Genomic DNA, 16,693 nt, shown 5'->3' with positions numbered 1-16,693 from the left:
CCGGTCAGCGCGCGCGACGCTGCTTGGCGAGCTTGGTCACCACCCGGCGCCGCACCTTCTGCACCTTCGGGTCGTTCCACACCCGATACGCGACGGTGCCCGCGGCGACCGCACGCCCGATCGCCGTGCGTGCCAGCACCGCCCCGGCCAGTCCTACCGCTCCGGTTCCGATCCATCGTCCGACACCCATGGCGCCTCCTTCTGTCGCGTCTGGAGACTCCAGCAGACAGGATCGGACGACGGACGCCGCCACGCTTGCGCCTGGCGTTCGCGTGTGCTGTGCCGGGACTCAGGCGATGCGCTCGCCCGCTCCGGCGGCGAACGGCTCGAGGGCTGCGACCACGTCGTCGGCCAGGGGCGTGGAGCTGGCGGAGACCGCGTCGTCGATCTGGCTCGTGCGCGAGGCTCCGATGATCGCTGTGGTCACGACCGGATCGCGCAGCACCCAGGCGACGGCGAGCTGCGGGATCGAGAGGCCCGCCTCACGGGCGACGCCGTCGATGCCGCGGATGCGCTCGAGATAGTCGTCGGTGAGCGCTGAGGCGTCGAGGAACCGGCTGTCGGCGGCGCGGGAGTCGGCCGGCACCGTCCCGTCGAGATACTTCGCGGTGAGCAGGCCCTGCGCGAGCGGCGAGAACACGGCGCTGCCGACGGCGAGCTCGCGCAGTGTCGGGAACAGCTCGGCTTCCGGGGTGCGGTCGAACAGCGAGTACCGCGGCTGGTGGATGAACAGGCGCACGCCCTCGGCGGCCAGCAACTCGTGCGCGCGGCGGGTGAGGTCGGCGGGGTAGTTGGAGATGCCGGCGTAGAGGGCCTTGCCGCTGCGCACGATGTCGGCGAGCGCGTGCACGGTCTCTTCGATCGGCGTGTCGGGGTCGACGCGGTGCGAGTAGAACACGTCGACATGGTCTGTGCGCATGCGCATCAGGCTCTGTTCGAGCGAGCGCACGAGGTACTTGCGCGACCCGCCGTCGCCGTAGGGACCGGGCCACATGTCGTATCCGGCCTTGGTCGAGACGAACAGCTCGTCACGGTACCGGCGCAGGTCGCTGTCGAGCACGGTTCCGAAGGTCGACTCCGCCGCCCCGTACGGCGGACCGTAGTTGTTGGCGAGGTCGATGTGCACGACGCCCCGGTCGAACGCGTGCCGCAGGATCTCGCGTTGCGTGTCGAGCGGACGCGCGCTGCCGAAGTTCTGCCACAGCCCGAGCGAGATGCGGGGGAGCGGGATGCCGCTGGAGCCTGCGCGCAGGAAAGGCACGTCGTCGTAGCGGGTGGTGGCGGCCTCGAACGGAGAGGTCAGGCGGGGGTCGTCGGCGTCGATGGGCATGGTGCTCCTCGAATGGCGTAAGCGGGATGCCTCGACTCTGCCATGCCGGTCCCGGTCCGCGCTCTCCGGCGGCCCAGGGCGCCACGGCATCCTGTCGACCCCGAACGCGGAGCCCGCCCCCGGCGCGGATACCGCGGCATCCCTCGCTTGCTTCGATCGAGGCGTCGGTCAGGATGCCGCGCCGGTGACCTCGTCGCGCAGCAGCTGCGCGCCCGCGGAGAGGGCGCTGATCTTGTCGAACGCGACCTGGCGCGGCAACGGCGCCATACCGCAGTTGGAGCTGGGTATGAGCTTGTCGGCGTCGACGAACCGCAACGCGCGGCGCAGGGTCTCGGCGACTTCCTCGGGCGTCTCGATGCGCTCGCTGGCGACATCGAGGGCGCCGAGCATGATCTTCTTGCCGCGGATGAGCTCGATCAGGTCGATCGGCACGTTCGAGCGGTGGCTCTCGAGCGAGACGATGTCGAGGGTGGACTGCTGCAGCAGCGGGAACGACTCCTCGTACTGTCGCCACTCCGATCCGAGCGTGGCCTTCCAGTCCGTGTTCGCCTTGATGCCGTAGCCATAGCAGATGTGCACGGCCGTCTGGGCGTTCAGGCCCTCGGCCGCACGCTCGAGGGCCGCGACGCCCCAGTCCTTCATCTCGTCGAAGAAGACGTTGAAGGCGGGCTCGTCGAATTGGATGATGTCGACCCCGGCGGCCTCGAGCTCGCGCGCCTCCTGGTTGAGGATGGTGGCGAACTCCCACGCCAGCTTCTCGCGGCTGCGGTAATGGCGGTCCGCGAGCGTGTCGATCATCGTCATGGGGCCGGGGAGCGCCCATTTGATGGGCCGATCGGTCTGCGCGCGGAGGAAGGCGGCATCGTCGACGAAGACGGGACCACGACGACTGACGGCCCCGACGACGGTCGGCACGCTCGCGTCGTACCGGTCACGGATGCGAACCGTCTCGCGGTGTTCGAAGTCGACGCCCTCGAGGTGCTCGATGAAGGTCGTGACGAAGTGCTGACGGGTCTGCTCGCCGTCGCTGATGATGTCGAGGCCACGGCGCTCCTGTTCCTGTACCGCGGAACGGAGGGCGTCGTGCTTCCCCTCGACGAGCACATCGCCCTCGAGCTCCCAGGGCGACCACAGCACCTCGGGCTTGGCGAGCCACGCGGGCTTGGGGAGGCTTCCGACGGTCGAGGTGGGCAGGAGCGTCGACACGACGGTGGATCCTTCGCGGGTCATCGGGCGGCCAGCGCGTAGTCGGCGGCCCACTGGTCGAGGATCGCGCGGTGCGGCTTCACGAAATGCTCCTCGGCGTAGCGTCCCTGGACGACGGCGAGCTGACTGCGCTCTTCCCGGTCGTAGGTCACCTCGGTCGGCTCGAAGTCCGGTGCCTCGAGGCTGGGACGGTAGACGTCGCCGGCGGGGGTGCGGGCGTTGTAGATCTCGGGGCGGTAGATCTTCTGGAAGGTCTCCATCGTGCTGATCGTGCCGATCAGCTGTAGGTCGGTGTAGTCGGCGAGCAGATCGCCCCGGAAGTAGAACGCCAGGGGCGCGACGCTGCCGCGCGGCATGAAGTACCGCACCTGAAGCCCCATCTTGCCGAAGTACTCGTCGGTCAGCGACGAGGTGGCATCCTGCGCGTACTCGATGCCCAGCACGGGGTGCACGACGCCGGTGCGGTGGTAGGTGCGGCTCGTCGAGACGCTGATGCAGATGACGGGCGCGAGCGGGAAGCGCTCGCGATAGGCCGCGGAGTCGAGGAAGTGCGAGAACAGCTTGCCGTGGAGGTCGCCGAAGTCACCGGGCACCGAGAATCCGCCCGCGGCTGCCTGCGCTGCGGGCAGCACGATGCTGAAGTCGTAGTCGCGCAGGTAGGACGAGAAGTTGTTGCCGACGATGCCCTGGTGGCGCTCGCCCGTGTGCGTATCGAGGATGTGCACGTCGAGCACCTCGATGACCGGGAACTCCTCGTCGGCGCCGTCGGCGAACTGCAGCTGCACCGACACGATGTCGAGCTCGACGCGATACCGCTCGCCGTCCGGGTCGTCGGACGCGAGGTCGTTGAGGCGACGGTCGATCATCGACAGGGCGGTGCGCAGGTTCTGCTGACGACCCTCCCCGCGGGCGAGGTTGGCGAAGTTCGTCGTGACACGCGACCCCTCGGCGGGTGCGTAGTCCTCGTCGAAACGGGTGGTGGTGATGCGGAACGTGATGTCGTTCGACATGGGGATGCCAATCCGGGGAATGGGGAGACCGGCCCGGTCTCGAAGAAGTCGGTCCCCACATCGTGCAGCGTGAGAGGGGGCATCGGGTAATTCCGTGACGCTATGCCCTGCTATAGCCTCAACCTATGGCCAAGCGGATGAGCGGCATCACGCTGCAGCAGCTCCAGTACTTCATCGAGGTGGCCGCCGAGGGATCGATCAGCGCCGCAGCCGACCTGCTGTTCGTCGCCCAGCCGACGATGTCGGCGGCGATGCGCGACCTCGAGACGCGGGTGGGGCGCGATCTGCTCACCCGATCCGCCCGCGGGGTGACGCTCACCGTCGACGGCGTGGAGTTCCTCGGGTACGCACGTCAAGTGGTGGAGCAGGCGGAGCTGCTCGAGCAGCGGTATCTCGGCCGCCCGCCGTCGCGGCGACTCCTCGGCGTCTCGGCGCAGCACTACTCCTTCGTCGTCGACGCGTTCGTCCGCATGGTGAAGGCGACGGATGCCGCGGAGTACGAGTTCTCACTCCGCGAGACCCGGACGTTCGACATCATCGAAGACGTCCGGACGCTGCGCAGCGAGCTCGGCATCCTGTTCCGCAACGACTTCAACCGCAACGTGCTCGACAAGCTGCTGCGCGATTCGGGGCTGCTCTTCCACCCGCTCTTCGTCGCTGCGCCGCACATCTTCGTCTCGCGGCGGAACCCCCTGGCATCCCGTTCGCGCGCGACCCTCGCCGACCTCGTCGGCTTACCGCGACTCACGTTCGACCAGGGGGCGAACAACTCGTTCTACTTCGCCGAGGAGATCCTCTCGACCCTGTCGAGCCCTCAAGAGATCCGAGTGTCCGACCGCGCGACGATCTTCAACCTCATGATCGGCCTCGACGGCTACACCATCTCGACGGGCATCATCAGCGACGACCTCGATCCAGAGATCGTGGCGGTGCCGCTGGAGGTCGACGAGCGTATCGAGATCGGCTGGATCGGACGCAGCGCCATCCCGCTGACCGACCAGGCTCAGCGCTACCTGGGGGAGGTGCGCGAGGTGGTCGCCGCGTTCGGGGTGGCGCTGCTCGGCTGAGGAGCGGCATGAGTCGTCCGGTCGGTCTCCGCGAGCGGGTGATGACTCATCCGCCGGCGCGACGGCCGCGACGGACGCGCTCGACGGTCTCGCCCGCAGCGACACCCACCAGGAGCATCGCGGTCACGATCGACAGCCTGAGCGCATCGAAGACCGGGACGACGGATGCCACACCTGCGAGCACGGCGAGAGCGAGGAGACCGAGGAGCTGAGGTCGCGACCAGCGGCCCTCGAGGACGCGACGGAACGCCACGGTGCCGAAGAGGAAGAGGACCGGCGCGCCCACGATCACGACCGTGGTCGCGAGACCGCGCTGGTCGGGGAGCGTGAGCATCTGTTTGTCGCCCACGCTCATCAGCACGATGCCCGCGATGATCACAAGATGCACCCAGGTGTAGGCGGTGCGGGCGAGCCGGCCCGGCTCATCGGACGCCTCGATGGCTTCGGCGCCGACGCGCTCGCCGTGGTCGAAGTAGATCCACCAGGTGGCCGCTGCGGCGATGAACGCCGTCACCATCGAGGCGATCGATGACGTGGACGACTCCTTCTCGACGAAAGCGAAGCCCGTGACGAGCAACCCCTCGCCCAGGGCGATGAGGACGAACAGCGCTGTGCGCTCGGCGATGTGGGGGCCGGACAGATCCCAGGACTGCAGCATCACTCTGCCTCGGCCCGGGACAGGAAACCCCAGAACCGTACCGGCCAGTTCGACAGCGAGTGCCGCGGCCCAGAACGGCAACTGCCAGGTGAGGGGCAGCAGCGCGCCGACGATCCACAGGGCGCTACTGGCGACCGTCCAGCCGAGCACGAGAGCGAAGTCGCGGGCGACCGCGCGGTCGTGGCGGATTGTCGCCCAGACGATGAACCCTGTGCGCCCCACCTGAAGGATGACGTAAGCGATTGCGAATGCCCACGCGCGGTCGCCGAAGGCCTCGGCGATCGAGACGCTCACCACGAGGGCGACGAAGGCCAGCACGATCACGGCCCCGCGGACGGGCAGCTTCATGGGGTCGAGCCAATTCGTCACCCAGGTGGTCGACACCCATGCCCACCACAGGGCGCACACCATGACGGCGCCCTCCAAGGCCCCCAGCAGGGTCTGATTCTCGAAGAGGTAGGCGGACAGCTGAGTCAACGCGAGGACGAAGACCAGGTCGAAGAACAGCTCGACGTACGTCACGCGATCCGCGCGTGCGGAGTCCGCGGGGCGCAGCACGTTCCGGGCCATCCCGAATGCCATGCCCACATCCTCGCACCGCCGCCCGAGTGACCCGTATTCGAGAAGTCCCTTGCTTCGCCCGTGTCTCGGATAGTGAGAGTCGGCTGCTGACGAAGGCCCGCTTCGAACAACGCGGTGGTCGTCGCCGAATCGGGGGGGGTATTGGCTTTCAGAACCGGTGGATGCCGGGCGCGGCAGTCCACAGAGCGACGGCCGTCGACGCGGGAGCGCCGACGGCCGTCTAAGAGTGGTGGGGTCGTGTCTTCAGGACTCGCGCGTGCGGCGGGGGACGATGCGCATGACCGCGGTGCCGGCAGCGATCAGGGCGAAGGCTGCGAGACCGAGCCACACCGAGTTGAAGCCGGTCATGGCCAGCGCTCCCGCGCCAGCATGAGATCGGCACGTGGGGGACGGGTGCCATCGACCGCACCACCGCGTCCACCGCGAACGTGTTCCTCGACGGGACCGGTGCCCTCGGCATCCGCGCTCTCCGCGACGCGTCCGGTGCGTGGACCTCGGGGCGGATCATCACCGCCGACAAGTCCTTCTCGGCACCTGCGGGCGGACGCGTGCTGATGACGGCATCCGTTCGTCTGCCCGCTGTCGCCGATCCGACCGGGTACTGGGCGGCCTTCTGGGCTCTCGGTCGCGACGCGAACGCGCAGATCGATTGGCCGCGCACGGGAGAGCTCGACATGCTCGAGGCGGTGAACGGCACGCCACAGCTCATTCAGACGTTGCACTGCGACCTTCCCGACGGGGGCGCCTGCGACGAGCCCTTCGGCATCACCAGCGGCCTCCTGGAGTGCGCATCCTGCCTTACCGGATTCCACACGTACTCGACGCTCATCGATCGCACGGAGCCCGGGGCGGAACGGCTGGAGTTCTTCGTCGACGGCGTCAGCACCCACGTCGTGGAGGAGGCGGAGGTCGGCGAAAGCGCGTGGGATGCCGCCATCCCCAACGACTTCTTCCTCATCCTCAACCTCGCCATCGGCGGGGGGCTGCCCAACGGCGTCTGCGGGTGCGACAGCGCGTCGGTGCCGAAGACCTCCGGGGGCACGATGTCGGTCGAGCACGTCGCGGTGTACCGCTCCGACCCTCCGGCGCCGTCGATCCCGACGATCACGGGCACCGCCACGGCGGGTTCGACCCTGGTGGCGGTCTCCGGGCGCGATGTGGCGGTGATGTACCAGTGGCGGGCCGACGGCGCCGCCGTCTCCGGCGCGACGGGCGCCTCGTTCGCCGTTCCGGGCACGCTGGTCGGCAAGCGCATCTCGGTCACGGTCTCGGCTCCGGACGGAGCGGATGCCGCAACGTCGCTGCCGACGGCGCGCGTCACGGCGGGCACACTCGGCGCGGTCACCCCCACCATCAGCGGCACCGCGAGGCTCGGGTCGACCCTGACCGCGTCGCCGGGCACGTGGACACCCAGCCCGGTCACCCTGACCTACCGGTGGAGAGCGAACGGTGTCGACATCGCCGGTGCGACGGGTAAGACGTTGAAGGTCGCCATGACGCAGGTCGGCAAACGGATCACCGTCACCGTCACCGGGAGCAAGATCGGCTTCACCTCGGCGCAGCAGACGTCGGCGCCGACGGCGGTCGTCGTTCGTTAGGGTCCCGCCGCGGTCGGCCTCGCCTCCACGGTGAGTCGCGGCGGTCGTACATCGTTCGCCCAAATTTGTTCCCGGGCCTAAGCGGTTCTATGCCACTATGACGCTAGGCGCCCGATTGGCCTGCCGAGAGTATTGGGGCATCCGGCGCGGACATTAATTGGACCTCTGTGAAAGGCGCGATCATCGTCACTTCTGGAATTCGCGGTACGTTCTTCGATTTCATCGACGACCCGTGGAAGCACGTCGGCAGAGAAGAGGAATCGGCTCGATTCCTCCGTGATGGTCTCCTCGTGATCGAGGACGGTCTGATCGTCGCATTCGGCCCGTTCGACGAAGTGTCCCCCCTGCATCCCGACCTCGACATCACGGAGATCCGCGGGCGCATCATCACTCCCGGCTTCATCGACGGCCACGTGCACGTTCCGCAGACGCGGGCCCTGGGTGCTTTCGGGCAGCAGCTCCTGCCGTGGCTCATCGACACCGTGTTCCCCGAGGAGGCCCGCTACAGCGACCGTGAATACGCGCGCGCCGGGTCGGAGCGGTTCCTCGAGAACATGCTCGCTGGCGGAACCACGACCGTGCAGGCGTTCACGACGACCTCCACCGTTGCCGTCGAGGAGTTCTTCGAGGCCGCCGCGCGGCGCGACATGCTGGTGATCAGCGGGGTGACCGGCATCGATCAGTTCGCGCCGGAAGGCTCGACGAGCACGCCCGAACAGTTCTATGACGACAGCAAGGCGATGATCGCGAAATATCACGGCGTGGGTCGCAGCCGTTATGCGATCACCCCGCGATTCGCCCTCGGTGCAAGCAAAGAGCTGCTGAAGGCCTGCCAACGGCTGAAGCAGGAGCATCCCGATCTCTGGGTGAACACGCACATCTCGGAGAATCCGTTGGAGATCTCCAACCTCCTCCTGGCGCACCCGGACTGCACGGACTATCTCGGCGTGTACGAGAAATATGATCTCGTCGGCCCGAAATTCTCCGGCGGACACGCGGTCTGGCTTTCCGACAATGAATTCGGACGCCTTTCCGACAGCGGCGGCGCGGTGGTGTTCTGCCCGTGCTCGAACCTCTTCCTGGGCAGCGGGATCTTCCGGCTGGGGAAGGCGACCGACCCCGACCGGCGCGTCAAGATGTCGTTCGGTACCGATATGGGCGGCGGCAACCGGTTCAGCATGATCCACGTCCTCGACGAGGCCTACAAGGTCGGGATGCTGGGCAACACCCTGCTCGACGGCACGACCAACCGCGTCACGCAAGACCTCGCCGCGTCCGAGCGCAGCAAGCTCTCGCCCTACCGGGCGTTCTGGTCGGTCACCCTAGGTGGCGCGGAGGGCCTGTACATCGACGACCAGGTCGGAAACTTCGAGGTCGGGAAGTCCGCGGACTTCGTGGCACTCGACTGGAACGCGGGTCCTTCGGCGATGCCGTGGCACCAGTCCCTCTTCTTCGACGAAGCGGGGCCGACCACGATGGCGGAGGCCGCGCACGCGCTGTTCGCGGTGATGATGGTCGGCGACGACCGCAACGTCGACGAGACCTGGGTGTCCGGCGTACGTCTCTATAAGAAGGGCTGACGGTGCAACGCCTCGCCGTCGCGGACGAACGGCCCACGTCGGGGGAGGTGTCGGGCGCCGACGACACGGCGGTCACCCTCGTCACCCACCGAAAGGTCGCCGCCCGCGACGTCGAGGCGTTCGAGGGGTGGCTGGAGCGATCGGGCCGAGCCCTCACCGGTACGCCGGGGTATCTCGGCAGCACCGTCATCTCCCCGAGCGAGTCGAGGGACGACTGGACACTCGTCCAGCGCTTCACCGACGCCGCTGCCGCACGAGCGTGGCTCGACAGCTCCGCCCGGCGGGAACTCTACGAGCAGATCTCCGACGTCGAGGTCATCGACGAAGAGGTGACGCTGTTCCGTGAGAACCCGTCATCCGGCGATGACGTCTCGGTGCTCATCTCGTCCACGGTTCCCCCGGCTCTCGAGGCGGACTACCTGGCGTGGCAGAAGCGCATCTCCGACGTCGAGGCGCAATTCCGCGGCTTCCGGGGCCACCGGATCCAGCGTCCCGTTCCCGGTGTGCAAGACGCGTGGGTCGTCATCCTCACGTTCGACACGGCGGAGAACCTCGCGACCTGGATCGACTCGCCGGAGCGCAAGCGTCTCCTCGAGGAGGGGGAGCGGTTCAACGCCGACCTGTCGGTCGCCGCGTCGAGCTTCGGCTTCGACTTCTGGACGCCGGCGGGTGAGACCGCTCGCGAATCGGTGATGAAGAACAACCTGCTCGTGCTGGCGGCGCTGTATCCGATCGTGTTCGGGTGGGGCTACTTCGTCAGCACGCCGTTGTTCGACGGTCCGCACGCCATCCCGTTCTGGCTGTCGCTGTTCGTCGGCAACTTCGTCAGCACCCAGCTGCTCGGGTGGTTCGTGATGCCGCGCGTGTTCAAGATGTTCGCGTGGTGGCTGAAGCCGAAGCCGGGCTGGCGCGCGCAGGCTCTGGGTTTCGGCATCCTGATCGCCGTCTACGGGGCCTCGATGGGCCTCTACGCGTGGCTTCTGTCTCTAGCTGCGTAGCGGCTGGTCTCGCGCCGATCCCGAGAACTCGTGTGCGAGTGGGGGAAGTGGTGGGCCCGGAGGGGCTCGAACCCTCGACCCGCGGATTAAAAGTCCGATGCTCTGCCAACTGAGCTACAGGCCCTGATGCACCCAGCCTACCGGGAGCGGCCGCGGCTTCGTGCTCATCGACGGGTGCGTGCGACGATCCAGAAGAGGTAGGCGCCCCCCACGACGCCGGTGAGCAGACCCACCGGGATCTGCAGGGGCGCGAGTGCGCGTTGGGCGACGACGTCGGCGATAACGAGAATCGCCGCACCGGTCAGCGCCGAACCGAACAGGGGGATGCCGCTGGTGCCGAGCGTGCGGCGGGCGAGTTGCGGCGCCGCCAGAGCGATGAAGCCGATCGGACCGGAGACCGCGGTGGCCGTTCCCGTCAGCAGTGCCGCCACCACGACCAGGAGCAGGCGCACGCGGCCGGTCCGCACGCCCAGGGAGCGCGCCGTGTCGTCGCCGAGCTCCAGCGCGCGGAAGTCGCGGTGCACGAGGGTGAGCACCAGGCTCAGGATGCCGAGGGCGCCGAGCAGAAGGGCGACGTCATCCAGGGAGGTGGCGGCGAGGCTCCCGTGCAACCACTGGTCGGCGTTGCGCGCGATCTCGACGGGCGCGCGGGTGAGGAGGTAGTCGTTGACCGCCCCGAGCAGCGTCGAGAGCGCGATACCCGCGAGGATCGTCCGTTCTCGCGAGACGCCGACGCTGCGCGCCAGGAGCATGACCACCACGACCGTCAGCAGCCCGCCCATCCACGCGCCGGCGGCGGGGGAAGCGGTGGGGGCGATGACGATGAGACCGACCAGGGCGCCGGTGGCGGATCCGGCGGTGAAGCCCACGATGTCGGGGCTCGCGAGAGGGTTGCGGGCGAGCGTCTGGAAGACCGCGCCGGCCAGCCCCAGGGCCGCACCGATCGACAGGGCCGCGACGACTCGGGGCACCCGCAGCCCCATCACCACCACGTTCGTGCGGCCGTCGGCACTGCCGGTGAGAGCCGAGGCGACGTCGCCGAGCGACGCCTGGAACGACCCGGTCGTCACGCCGACGGCGGCGGCGAGCACCGCCACGACGACGGTCGCCGCCGTGGCGATGGCGTACCGACGGTGTCGCGACGCGACGGCAGGGCGCCTCACGACGACTTCCGTACGACGAGCCACAGCAGCAGGGGAGTGCCGACGAATGCGGCGACGATACCCGCCTCGACCTCGCCTGGAAGAGCGATGACCCGACCGATCACGTCGCTGGCGAGGGTGAGCGCGGCGCCGGCCGACGCGGCCAGGGGGAGCGAGGTGCGCACACCGCGGCCGACGACACCGCGGACGATGTGGGCGACGAGTAGTCCGATGAACGCCAGGGGACCCGCGGCCGACGTCGCTGCCGCGCAGAGGAGGGTGATGGCCGTACCGGCCACGACGACGACGAGCGCGGGAGACACCCCGAGCGAACGGGACAGGTCGGCGCCGAGCTGCAGCTGATCGAGCCCGCGGGCGACCGCCGCGGCCAGGACGACCCCCGCGATCGCGAACGGCAGCAGCTGGGCGGCGACGTCGGGGTCGCGTCGCTCGAAGGACCCGACCGCCCAGAAACGGAACGACTCGAACGTGTCGTCGTCGGCGAGCGTGATGATGCGGACCACCGCGCCGAGGCACGCGCTGAGCGCCACCCCCGCCAGAACGAGGCCGACCGTGTCGCCGCGCCGCCCCGGCCGTGCGGCGGCGTTCACCAGGAGAGCCGCTCCCGCCGCTCCGGCGAAAGCGAACCAGACGTATCCGGCGGCGGTGCCCACGCCGAAGAACGCGATGGCGACGACGACGCCGACCGCCGCCCCGGCATTGACGCCCAGCAGACCGGGATCTGCGAGGGGGTTGCGGGTGACGGCTTGCATCAGCACTCCCGCGACCCCCAGGCACGATCCGGCGAGCAGCGCAGTGAGCGTGCGGGGGATGCGGAGGTCGAAGACGATGACGCCGACAGCGTCCCGCTGACCCGAGAACAGCGCGGAGATGACATCCGTCGGGGCGAGAGCGCGCGACCCCACCGCGAGGCTCGCGACGACGAGCCCGACCAGGATGACGAGCGCGACGAGGGTCAGCCCGGTCGCACGCCGCCGCGCCCTCCGGCGGCGGTGAAGCAGATGCGCCGCGGTCGCCGGCTGAGCGGCCGCGGACAGATCGATCACGAAGGTAAGGATACCCTCAGTAGGTGACCAAGCTTCGTTCCCCGTCCATCGCCGCCCGTTTTCGTCCACTCGCCGCCGCCCTCGGAGCAGTGGCCGTCCTTGCGCTCGCCGGCTGCGCCGGCGCCGCCGCTCCGGCATCCACCGTCGACGCCGAAGCCGGCGCCACGGGGGAGTGGGTCGTGTCGCGCGACCTGGAGCCCGGCATGGGCTCGACCGAGCCCGACGGTGTCTACCCCCGCGATGTCACCCACTTCGAAGGGGTGACCGAGATCCCCACACGGCCGTCCCGCATCGCCATCGTGTCCACCGGCCAGCTCGACGCGCTCCTCACGCTGGGTACGGTGCCCGCCGCTGCCACCCGCGCCGAGAACAGCGGATTGGTGCCGCAGTACCTGCTCGACGCCTTCCCCCAGGATGCCTCGGCGCTCGCCGCCATGACCGACATCGGTCAGCGCACGGAGCCCGACCTCGAGGCGATCGCCCAGGCCGCCCCCGACCTCATCCTCATCAACGCCACGCGGGGCGCGGAGCTCTACGACGCACTGTCCGCGGTCGCCCCGACGGTGGTGACGAAGGGCAACGGGGTGAACTGGAAAAGCGACTTCCTGCTCATCGCCGACGCGCTCGGTGACGAAGGCGCGGCGCGCGGCATCCTGGATTCGCTCCAGTCCGACAGCGCGGCGTTCGCCGCGACCCACGCGGAGGGCGAGCCGACCGTCTCATTCCTGCAGTCGACGGGCGATCGCACGCGCATCATGGGCGTGCCCTCCTTCGCCGGTGGTCTCGCGGAAGACCTCGGGCTCGGTCGCCCGGCATCCCAGCAGTTCGACGAGACGTCGCAGGAGGTCAGCGCGGAGCAGATCGACCTCGCCGATGCGGACCACGTGTTCTACGCCGGCACGGGCCAGGGCATCGCGTTCATCGAGGAGGCGCCGCTGTGGCCCACGCTCGACGCCGTGGTGGGCGGTCGTACCGTCGCCGTCGACTTCGACCCGTGGTTCATGAACGCCGGCCCCACCGCGGCACGCATCGTGCAGGACGAGATGGTGCGCGTCGTCGGCGCCGACTGACGCACGAAAAGAGCGAGAGCCGAACCCCCTCGCCTGGGGTCCGGCTCTCGCCGTCAGATCCGATCGGTCATCGATCGGTCGAGCGCGTGATCGCTCACGCGTCGAGGAATTACATCGGGGGCATCAGCACCGTGTCGATGAGGTACACCGTGGCGTTGGCCGTCTGAACGCCACCGCAGATGACGTTCGAGGTGCCGTTGACCGTGATCGAGTCGCCCGAGCCGGCGACCGTGACGTCGGCGCCCTGGACCGTGGTGTGGGTGCCGTCGATCTCGTCGGGGGCGATCTGGCCGGGGACCACGTGGTAGGTCAGAATCGAGGTCAGCAGGTCGGTGTCGGTCTTCAGCGTCTCGATGGTCGCGGCGTCGATCTTGGCGAAAGCGTCGTCGACCGGTGCGAAGACGGTGAACTCGCTACCGTTCAGCGTGTCGACCAGGTTCACGTTGGGGTTCAGCTGTCCGCTGACCGCCGCGGTGAGCGTGGTGAGCAGCGGGTTGTTCGAGGCGGCGACGGCGACCGGGTCAGCGGCCATGCCCGCAACCGAACCGGCACCCGAGGGGACGGTCTCGGCGTAACCGGCGCAACCGGGGCCGACGAGGTTGGCGGCCGGGTCCATCGCGGATGCCGAGGCCGACATCGAAGGCGACGCCTCCATCGAGGGGGCGGTGCTCTCCTCGGTGGTCGTGCCACCCGAGGTGGTGCCGCCCGAACATGCGGTGAGAGCGAAGGCCGAGCCCAGAACGAGGGCGAGACCGGCGACGACAGGCTTCTTATTGGTGAGCATGACATTCCTCCGAAATCGTTCGGATCGCGTCTGCGACCCGTCAAGGACACCCCGGTGCGAGGGGCGGTTCGCCGTGGAGCGGCTTACACAGGGTCTTCGGGACCCCTCGGGGAACGGATTGCGGAATGTTTCCCATCCGGTCGTTCCTCGGCATCCTGAGATCGGGAAAACCCAGATCAGAGTGCTGAAAATACTCTTTGGAATATTTCTCGGTTCGTGGGAATCGCCGAGGGGATGGCCTATGTAACGGTTCGGGCAGACCTTTCGCGTGCTCGCGCGCGCGTACAGGAATCGTCCCGGCAGTACGGAATGATGGATGCCATGGTGATCGACGGTTTCGACCTGCCCGACGAGGGGCTCGAGAAGGTCGATCACATCGGCACCCTGCTGCTGCGTGTCGCGGACGGCGACCGTGCTGCTTTCGCCGAGGTGTACGACTCCCTCGCCGCCCGCGCCTTCGGTCTCATCCGGCGCGTCCTGGTCGACCGGTCGCAGAGCGAAGAGGTGCTGCAGGAGGTCTTCCTCGAGATCTGGCAATCCGCTGCGAAGTTCACTCCGAATAGAGGCCAGGGAAGATCGTGGATACTCACGATCGCGCATCGACGAGCGGTGGACCGCGTGCGGTCGTCGCAGTCGAGCGTGGATCGGGACGTACGCGCGGGCTTCCGGGATATGGATGTCGCCTACGACAACGTGTCCGAGAAAGTCGAACTGAAAATGGAAGGGCGGCGCGTCGTCGATGCACTGGCGACGCTCCCCGAAGCTCAGAAGGAAGCGCTCACGCTGGCCTATTTCGGTGGGTACAGCCAAAGTGAGATCGCGACCCTCGTCGGGGCGCCGCTCGGTACGGTCAAGACCAGGATGCGTGACGGTCTGTCGCGTTTGAGGATGGAGATGGGGGTGGACAAGTGAACGAGAGGGATTTCGCCGACCTCGCCGTCGGACATGCGCTGAATGCGCTATCCGAGGCAGATGAACGCGCGTACCAGGAGGCTCTCGCGGGCAATCCACAGTGGGACCATCACGTCCGCGGAGCGGTCGACACCGTCGCCGCTCTCAGCGCCTCCGTCGAACCGGTCGAGCCGCCGTCCGCCGTGCGCGCGTCGTTGTTCGCCCGCATCTCGGAGCTCCCGCAGGAGTCAGCAGAGCCACGGGAGGTGCGGAGCTCCGCGGAAGACGAGAATTTCGCTGCTCTGGGCATCGCCCCGGCGGCGACGGTGCGTGAGCCCGTCGCCCTCCGTTCGTCCGGCCGCACGGGATGGGGGACGAAGCGATGGTTCGCCCTCGCCGCGTCGTTCGCGGCCGTGCTGGTGCTCGGATTCGGTGCGGTGACCGTCAGTCAGTTCTTCGCGCCTCCCGCAGCGGTCGTCGCCCTGCAGCAGATCGAGGACACCCCCGACGCGCAGTCGGCCTCGGCGACGATGTCCGACGGAACCGTCGCGACGGCGCACTGGTCGCCGTCGACGGGGCAGAGTGTGCTGGTGACCGACGGGATGCCGGAGCTTGCCGACGGCACGACGTACGAGCTGTGGTTCGTCCGCGGTGAGACCCCGATCGCGGCAGGGACGTTCCAGCCCGACGCCGACGGCAAGGCCACCGCTGTCTTGCAGGGAGAAATGCACGCCGGTGACGTGATCGCGGTCACGATCGAGCCGGCGGGCGGGTCGCCCGACGGAACACCGAGCACCGACCCGGTCGTCGCCGTCGCCACGGCCTGACACGACCACCCGAGGCGGGGCCCGGCCGGGGGGCGGGTCCCGACCCGCGGGCGGTGGGGGACCGCCTAGCCTGGATGGATGAGCGATTCCTCTCGCGAGTTCCACAAGCCGGTGCGGCGCCCCGCCGAACTGTTCGACCGCCTCTTCGCGGCGGACGATCCCGCCGAGGTGTCGCGGGTGGCCCACAGCACGGCTCACGCGCTTCTGTCTTGCGTGCGTGCCGATCCCTCGGTCGACGTCGTCGAGCGCCTCGTAGCCTTCACCGACGATCACGGCATCGACGACATCGCCGAGTTGTGGTCGCGTTCGCCCGCCCGCTCGCTTCCGGGCGCGCTCTGGCGGCTGTACCTGCTGCAGCTCATGATCCATGACGACGCGGCGACCGCGGCGTTGCTGTACGAGCGCGGCCGGGTCGAGATCGCCACGGTGGATGCCGTGGTGGCGGGCGCCCCGGCACCCGCGGGGCCCGAGGAGCTGGTGCGCCTCATCGACACGATCCTGCGCGGATTGTTCGAGGGCGACTTCGCCGTCGCTCTCGATCGCGCGGCCGCCTTCTGTCGCGTGCAGGCAGCGGGTTCCACCCACCTCGCGGACGACTACGAGAACACGGAGTCGGAGCGCGCGAGCGCGCTGACCACGCGAGCCCTGCGCCTGGCGACCTACGCCGAAGACCTGTCGGCATGCGCGGCGCTGTGGCGTCGCGACGCGCTCACCTGACTCGGCGGGGCTTTCGAGCGGCAGCGCACCGGATGACGGGGGCTCGCGGTCTTCTCGACGGGTCGGCGAGCCGGGTGCGAGATTCGCACAGGGTCCTACCTGGAGGGGATTGGGTGCCGGACCGCAGAACGCCTCTCGGCGCATGGCCGCTCAGAGCGGCAAAAGA

16 protein-coding genes and 1 tRNA gene are annotated in these 16,693 nt (G+C 68.7%); 8 read left to right on the top strand and 9 right to left on the bottom strand.

Annotated elements, in window-relative coordinates:
• Nucleotides 1-4 precede the first annotated feature (4 nt).
• From ACXKZF_RS11715 to ACXKZF_RS11700, 4 genes are all read right to left on the bottom strand, one after another.
• Complete coding sequence (locus tag ACXKZF_RS11715; protein ID WP_055956458.1) at nt 5-190, bottom strand: hypothetical protein; 186 nt, start codon at nt 188-190, stop codon at nt 5-7.
• A gap of 99 nt (nt 191-289) precedes the next feature.
• The gene (locus ACXKZF_RS11710) at nt 290-1,330 is read right to left on the bottom strand and encodes an aldo/keto reductase (RefSeq protein WP_488984301.1); all 1,041 of its coding nucleotides are present in this window, start codon (nt 1,328-1,330) and stop codon (nt 290-292) included.
• Between the two features lie 168 nt (nt 1,331-1,498).
• Nucleotides 1,499-2,536, bottom strand: a complete 1,038-nt coding sequence (locus ACXKZF_RS11705) for a methionine synthase (RefSeq protein ID WP_243223695.1) — start codon at nt 2,534-2,536, stop codon at nt 1,499-1,501.
• Nucleotides 2,537-2,556: 20 nt separating this feature from the next.
• The gene (locus tag ACXKZF_RS11700; RefSeq protein ID WP_055956464.1) at nt 2,557-3,546 is read right to left on the bottom strand and encodes a putative oxygenase MesX; all 990 of its coding nucleotides are present in this window, start codon (nt 3,544-3,546) and stop codon (nt 2,557-2,559) included.
• 125 nt (nt 3,547-3,671) lie between these two features.
• Here ACXKZF_RS11700 and ACXKZF_RS11695 point away from each other — a divergent pair, with 125 nt between their 5' ends.
• On the top strand, nt 3,672-4,613 hold the full coding sequence (locus tag ACXKZF_RS11695) for a LysR family transcriptional regulator (protein ID WP_488984300.1): 942 nt from the start codon (nt 3,672-3,674) through the stop codon (nt 4,611-4,613).
• 46 nt (nt 4,614-4,659) lie between these two features.
• Here ACXKZF_RS11695 and ACXKZF_RS11690 read toward each other — a convergent pair whose 3' ends face one another.
• Complete coding sequence (locus tag ACXKZF_RS11690) at nt 4,660-5,853, bottom strand: low temperature requirement protein A (protein WP_488984299.1); 1,194 nt, start codon at nt 5,851-5,853, stop codon at nt 4,660-4,662.
• A gap of 428 nt (nt 5,854-6,281) precedes the next feature.
• Between ACXKZF_RS11690 and ACXKZF_RS11685 the strand changes: the two genes are divergently transcribed.
• From ACXKZF_RS11685 to ACXKZF_RS11675, 3 genes are all read left to right on the top strand, one after another.
• Nucleotides 6,282-7,451: a hypothetical protein gene (locus ACXKZF_RS11685; protein ID WP_488984298.1), complete on the top strand. Its 1,170-nt coding sequence runs from the start codon at nt 6,282-6,284 to the stop codon at nt 7,449-7,451.
• Nucleotides 7,452-7,618: 167 nt separating this feature from the next.
• Entirely contained in the window at nt 7,619-9,031 is a 1,413-nt protein-coding gene (gene guaD, locus ACXKZF_RS11680) for a guanine deaminase (protein ID WP_488984297.1), read from the top strand.
• Between the two features lie 2 nt (nt 9,032-9,033).
• Nucleotides 9,034-10,029 carry an antibiotic biosynthesis monooxygenase gene (locus ACXKZF_RS11675; protein WP_055956473.1) on the top strand — a complete coding sequence of 332 codons (996 nt, stop codon included), beginning with the start codon at nt 9,034-9,036 and terminating at the stop codon, nt 10,027-10,029.
• A 48-nt stretch (nt 10,030-10,077) separates the two neighbouring features.
• On the opposite strand, the gene ACXKZF_RS11670 is transcribed toward ACXKZF_RS11675, so the two are convergent.
• The 3 genes from ACXKZF_RS11670 to ACXKZF_RS11660 all read right to left on the bottom strand — a co-directional run bounded on the left by ACXKZF_RS11670 (nt 10,078) and on the right by ACXKZF_RS11660 (nt 12,238).
• Nucleotides 10,078-10,153, bottom strand: a tRNA-Lys gene (locus tag ACXKZF_RS11670).
• Between the two features lie 40 nt (nt 10,154-10,193).
• On the bottom strand, nt 10,194-11,192 hold the full coding sequence (locus tag ACXKZF_RS11665; RefSeq protein WP_488984296.1) for a FecCD family ABC transporter permease: 999 nt from the start codon (nt 11,190-11,192) through the stop codon (nt 10,194-10,196).
• Nucleotides 11,189-12,238: a FecCD family ABC transporter permease gene (locus ACXKZF_RS11660; RefSeq protein WP_488984295.1), complete on the bottom strand. Its 1,050-nt coding sequence runs from the start codon at nt 12,236-12,238 to the stop codon at nt 11,189-11,191. The genes ACXKZF_RS11665 and ACXKZF_RS11660 overlap by 4 nt, the downstream gene beginning before the upstream one ends.
• Nucleotides 12,239-12,261: 23 nt before the next feature.
• On the opposite strand from ACXKZF_RS11660, the gene ACXKZF_RS11655 reads away from it, so the two are divergent.
• Nucleotides 12,262-13,308, top strand: coding sequence for an iron-siderophore ABC transporter substrate-binding protein (locus tag ACXKZF_RS11655; RefSeq protein ID WP_488984294.1), 1,047 nt, complete (start codon nt 12,262-12,264; stop codon nt 13,306-13,308).
• A 109-nt stretch (nt 13,309-13,417) separates the two neighbouring features.
• Here ACXKZF_RS11655 and ACXKZF_RS11650 read toward each other — a convergent pair whose 3' ends face one another.
• On the bottom strand, nt 13,418-14,092 hold the full coding sequence (locus ACXKZF_RS11650) for a fasciclin domain-containing protein (protein ID WP_055956492.1): 675 nt from the start codon (nt 14,090-14,092) through the stop codon (nt 13,418-13,420).
• Between the two features lie 309 nt (nt 14,093-14,401).
• Between ACXKZF_RS11650 and sigK the strand changes: the two genes are divergently transcribed.
• The 3 genes from sigK (at nt 14,402) to ACXKZF_RS11635 (ending at nt 16,527) form a co-directional block, all read left to right on the top strand.
• Complete coding sequence (gene sigK, locus ACXKZF_RS11645) at nt 14,402-15,004, top strand: ECF RNA polymerase sigma factor SigK (protein ID WP_488986001.1); 603 nt, start codon at nt 14,402-14,404, stop codon at nt 15,002-15,004.
• Nucleotides 15,001-15,810 carry an anti-sigma factor gene (locus tag ACXKZF_RS11640; protein ID WP_488984293.1) on the top strand — a complete coding sequence of 270 codons (810 nt, stop codon included), beginning with the start codon at nt 15,001-15,003 and terminating at the stop codon, nt 15,808-15,810. Before sigK ends, ACXKZF_RS11640 begins: the two co-directional genes overlap by 4 nt.
• A gap of 78 nt (nt 15,811-15,888) precedes the next feature.
• Nucleotides 15,889-16,527 carry a DNA-directed RNA polymerase subunit beta gene (locus ACXKZF_RS11635; protein WP_488984292.1) on the top strand — a complete coding sequence of 213 codons (639 nt, stop codon included), beginning with the start codon at nt 15,889-15,891 and terminating at the stop codon, nt 16,525-16,527.
• The last annotated feature ends 166 nt before the right edge of the window (nt 16,528-16,693 follow it).

The sequence above is a fragment of the Microbacterium sp. ABR10 genome, from assembly GCF_057812175.1.
The sequence above is the reverse complement of the archived record's forward strand: the minus strand, read 5'-3'. Positions and strand labels throughout refer to the sequence as shown.

Bases quoted from the DNA above. Each gene is read 5' to 3' on its own strand.
- ACXKZF_RS11695 (WP_488984300.1), top strand. From the start codon at position 3,672: ATGGCCAAGCGGATGAGCGGCATCACGCTGCAGCAGCTCCAGTACTTC.
- sigK (WP_488986001.1), top strand. From the start codon at position 14,402: ATGATGGATGCCATGGTGATCGACGGTTTCGACCTGCCCGACGAGGGG.
- ACXKZF_RS11635 (WP_488984292.1), top strand. From the start codon at position 15,889: ATGAGCGATTCCTCTCGCGAGTTCCACAAGCCGGTGCGGCGCCCCGCC.
- ACXKZF_RS11700 (WP_055956464.1), bottom strand. From the start codon at position 3,546: ATGTCGAACGACATCACGTTCCGCATCACCACCACCCGTTTCGACGAG.
- ACXKZF_RS11690 (WP_488984299.1), bottom strand. From the start codon at position 5,853: ATGGCATTCGGGATGGCCCGGAACGTGCTGCGCCCCGCGGACTCCGCA.
- ACXKZF_RS11715 (WP_055956458.1), bottom strand. From the start codon at position 190: ATGGGTGTCGGACGATGGATCGGAACCGGAGCGGTAGGACTGGCCGGG.
- ACXKZF_RS11650 (WP_055956492.1), bottom strand. From the start codon at position 14,092: ATGCTCACCAATAAGAAGCCTGTCGTCGCCGGTCTCGCCCTCGTTCTG.
- ACXKZF_RS11710 (WP_488984301.1), bottom strand. From the start codon at position 1,330: ATGCCCATCGACGCCGACGACCCCCGCCTGACCTCTCCGTTCGAGGCC.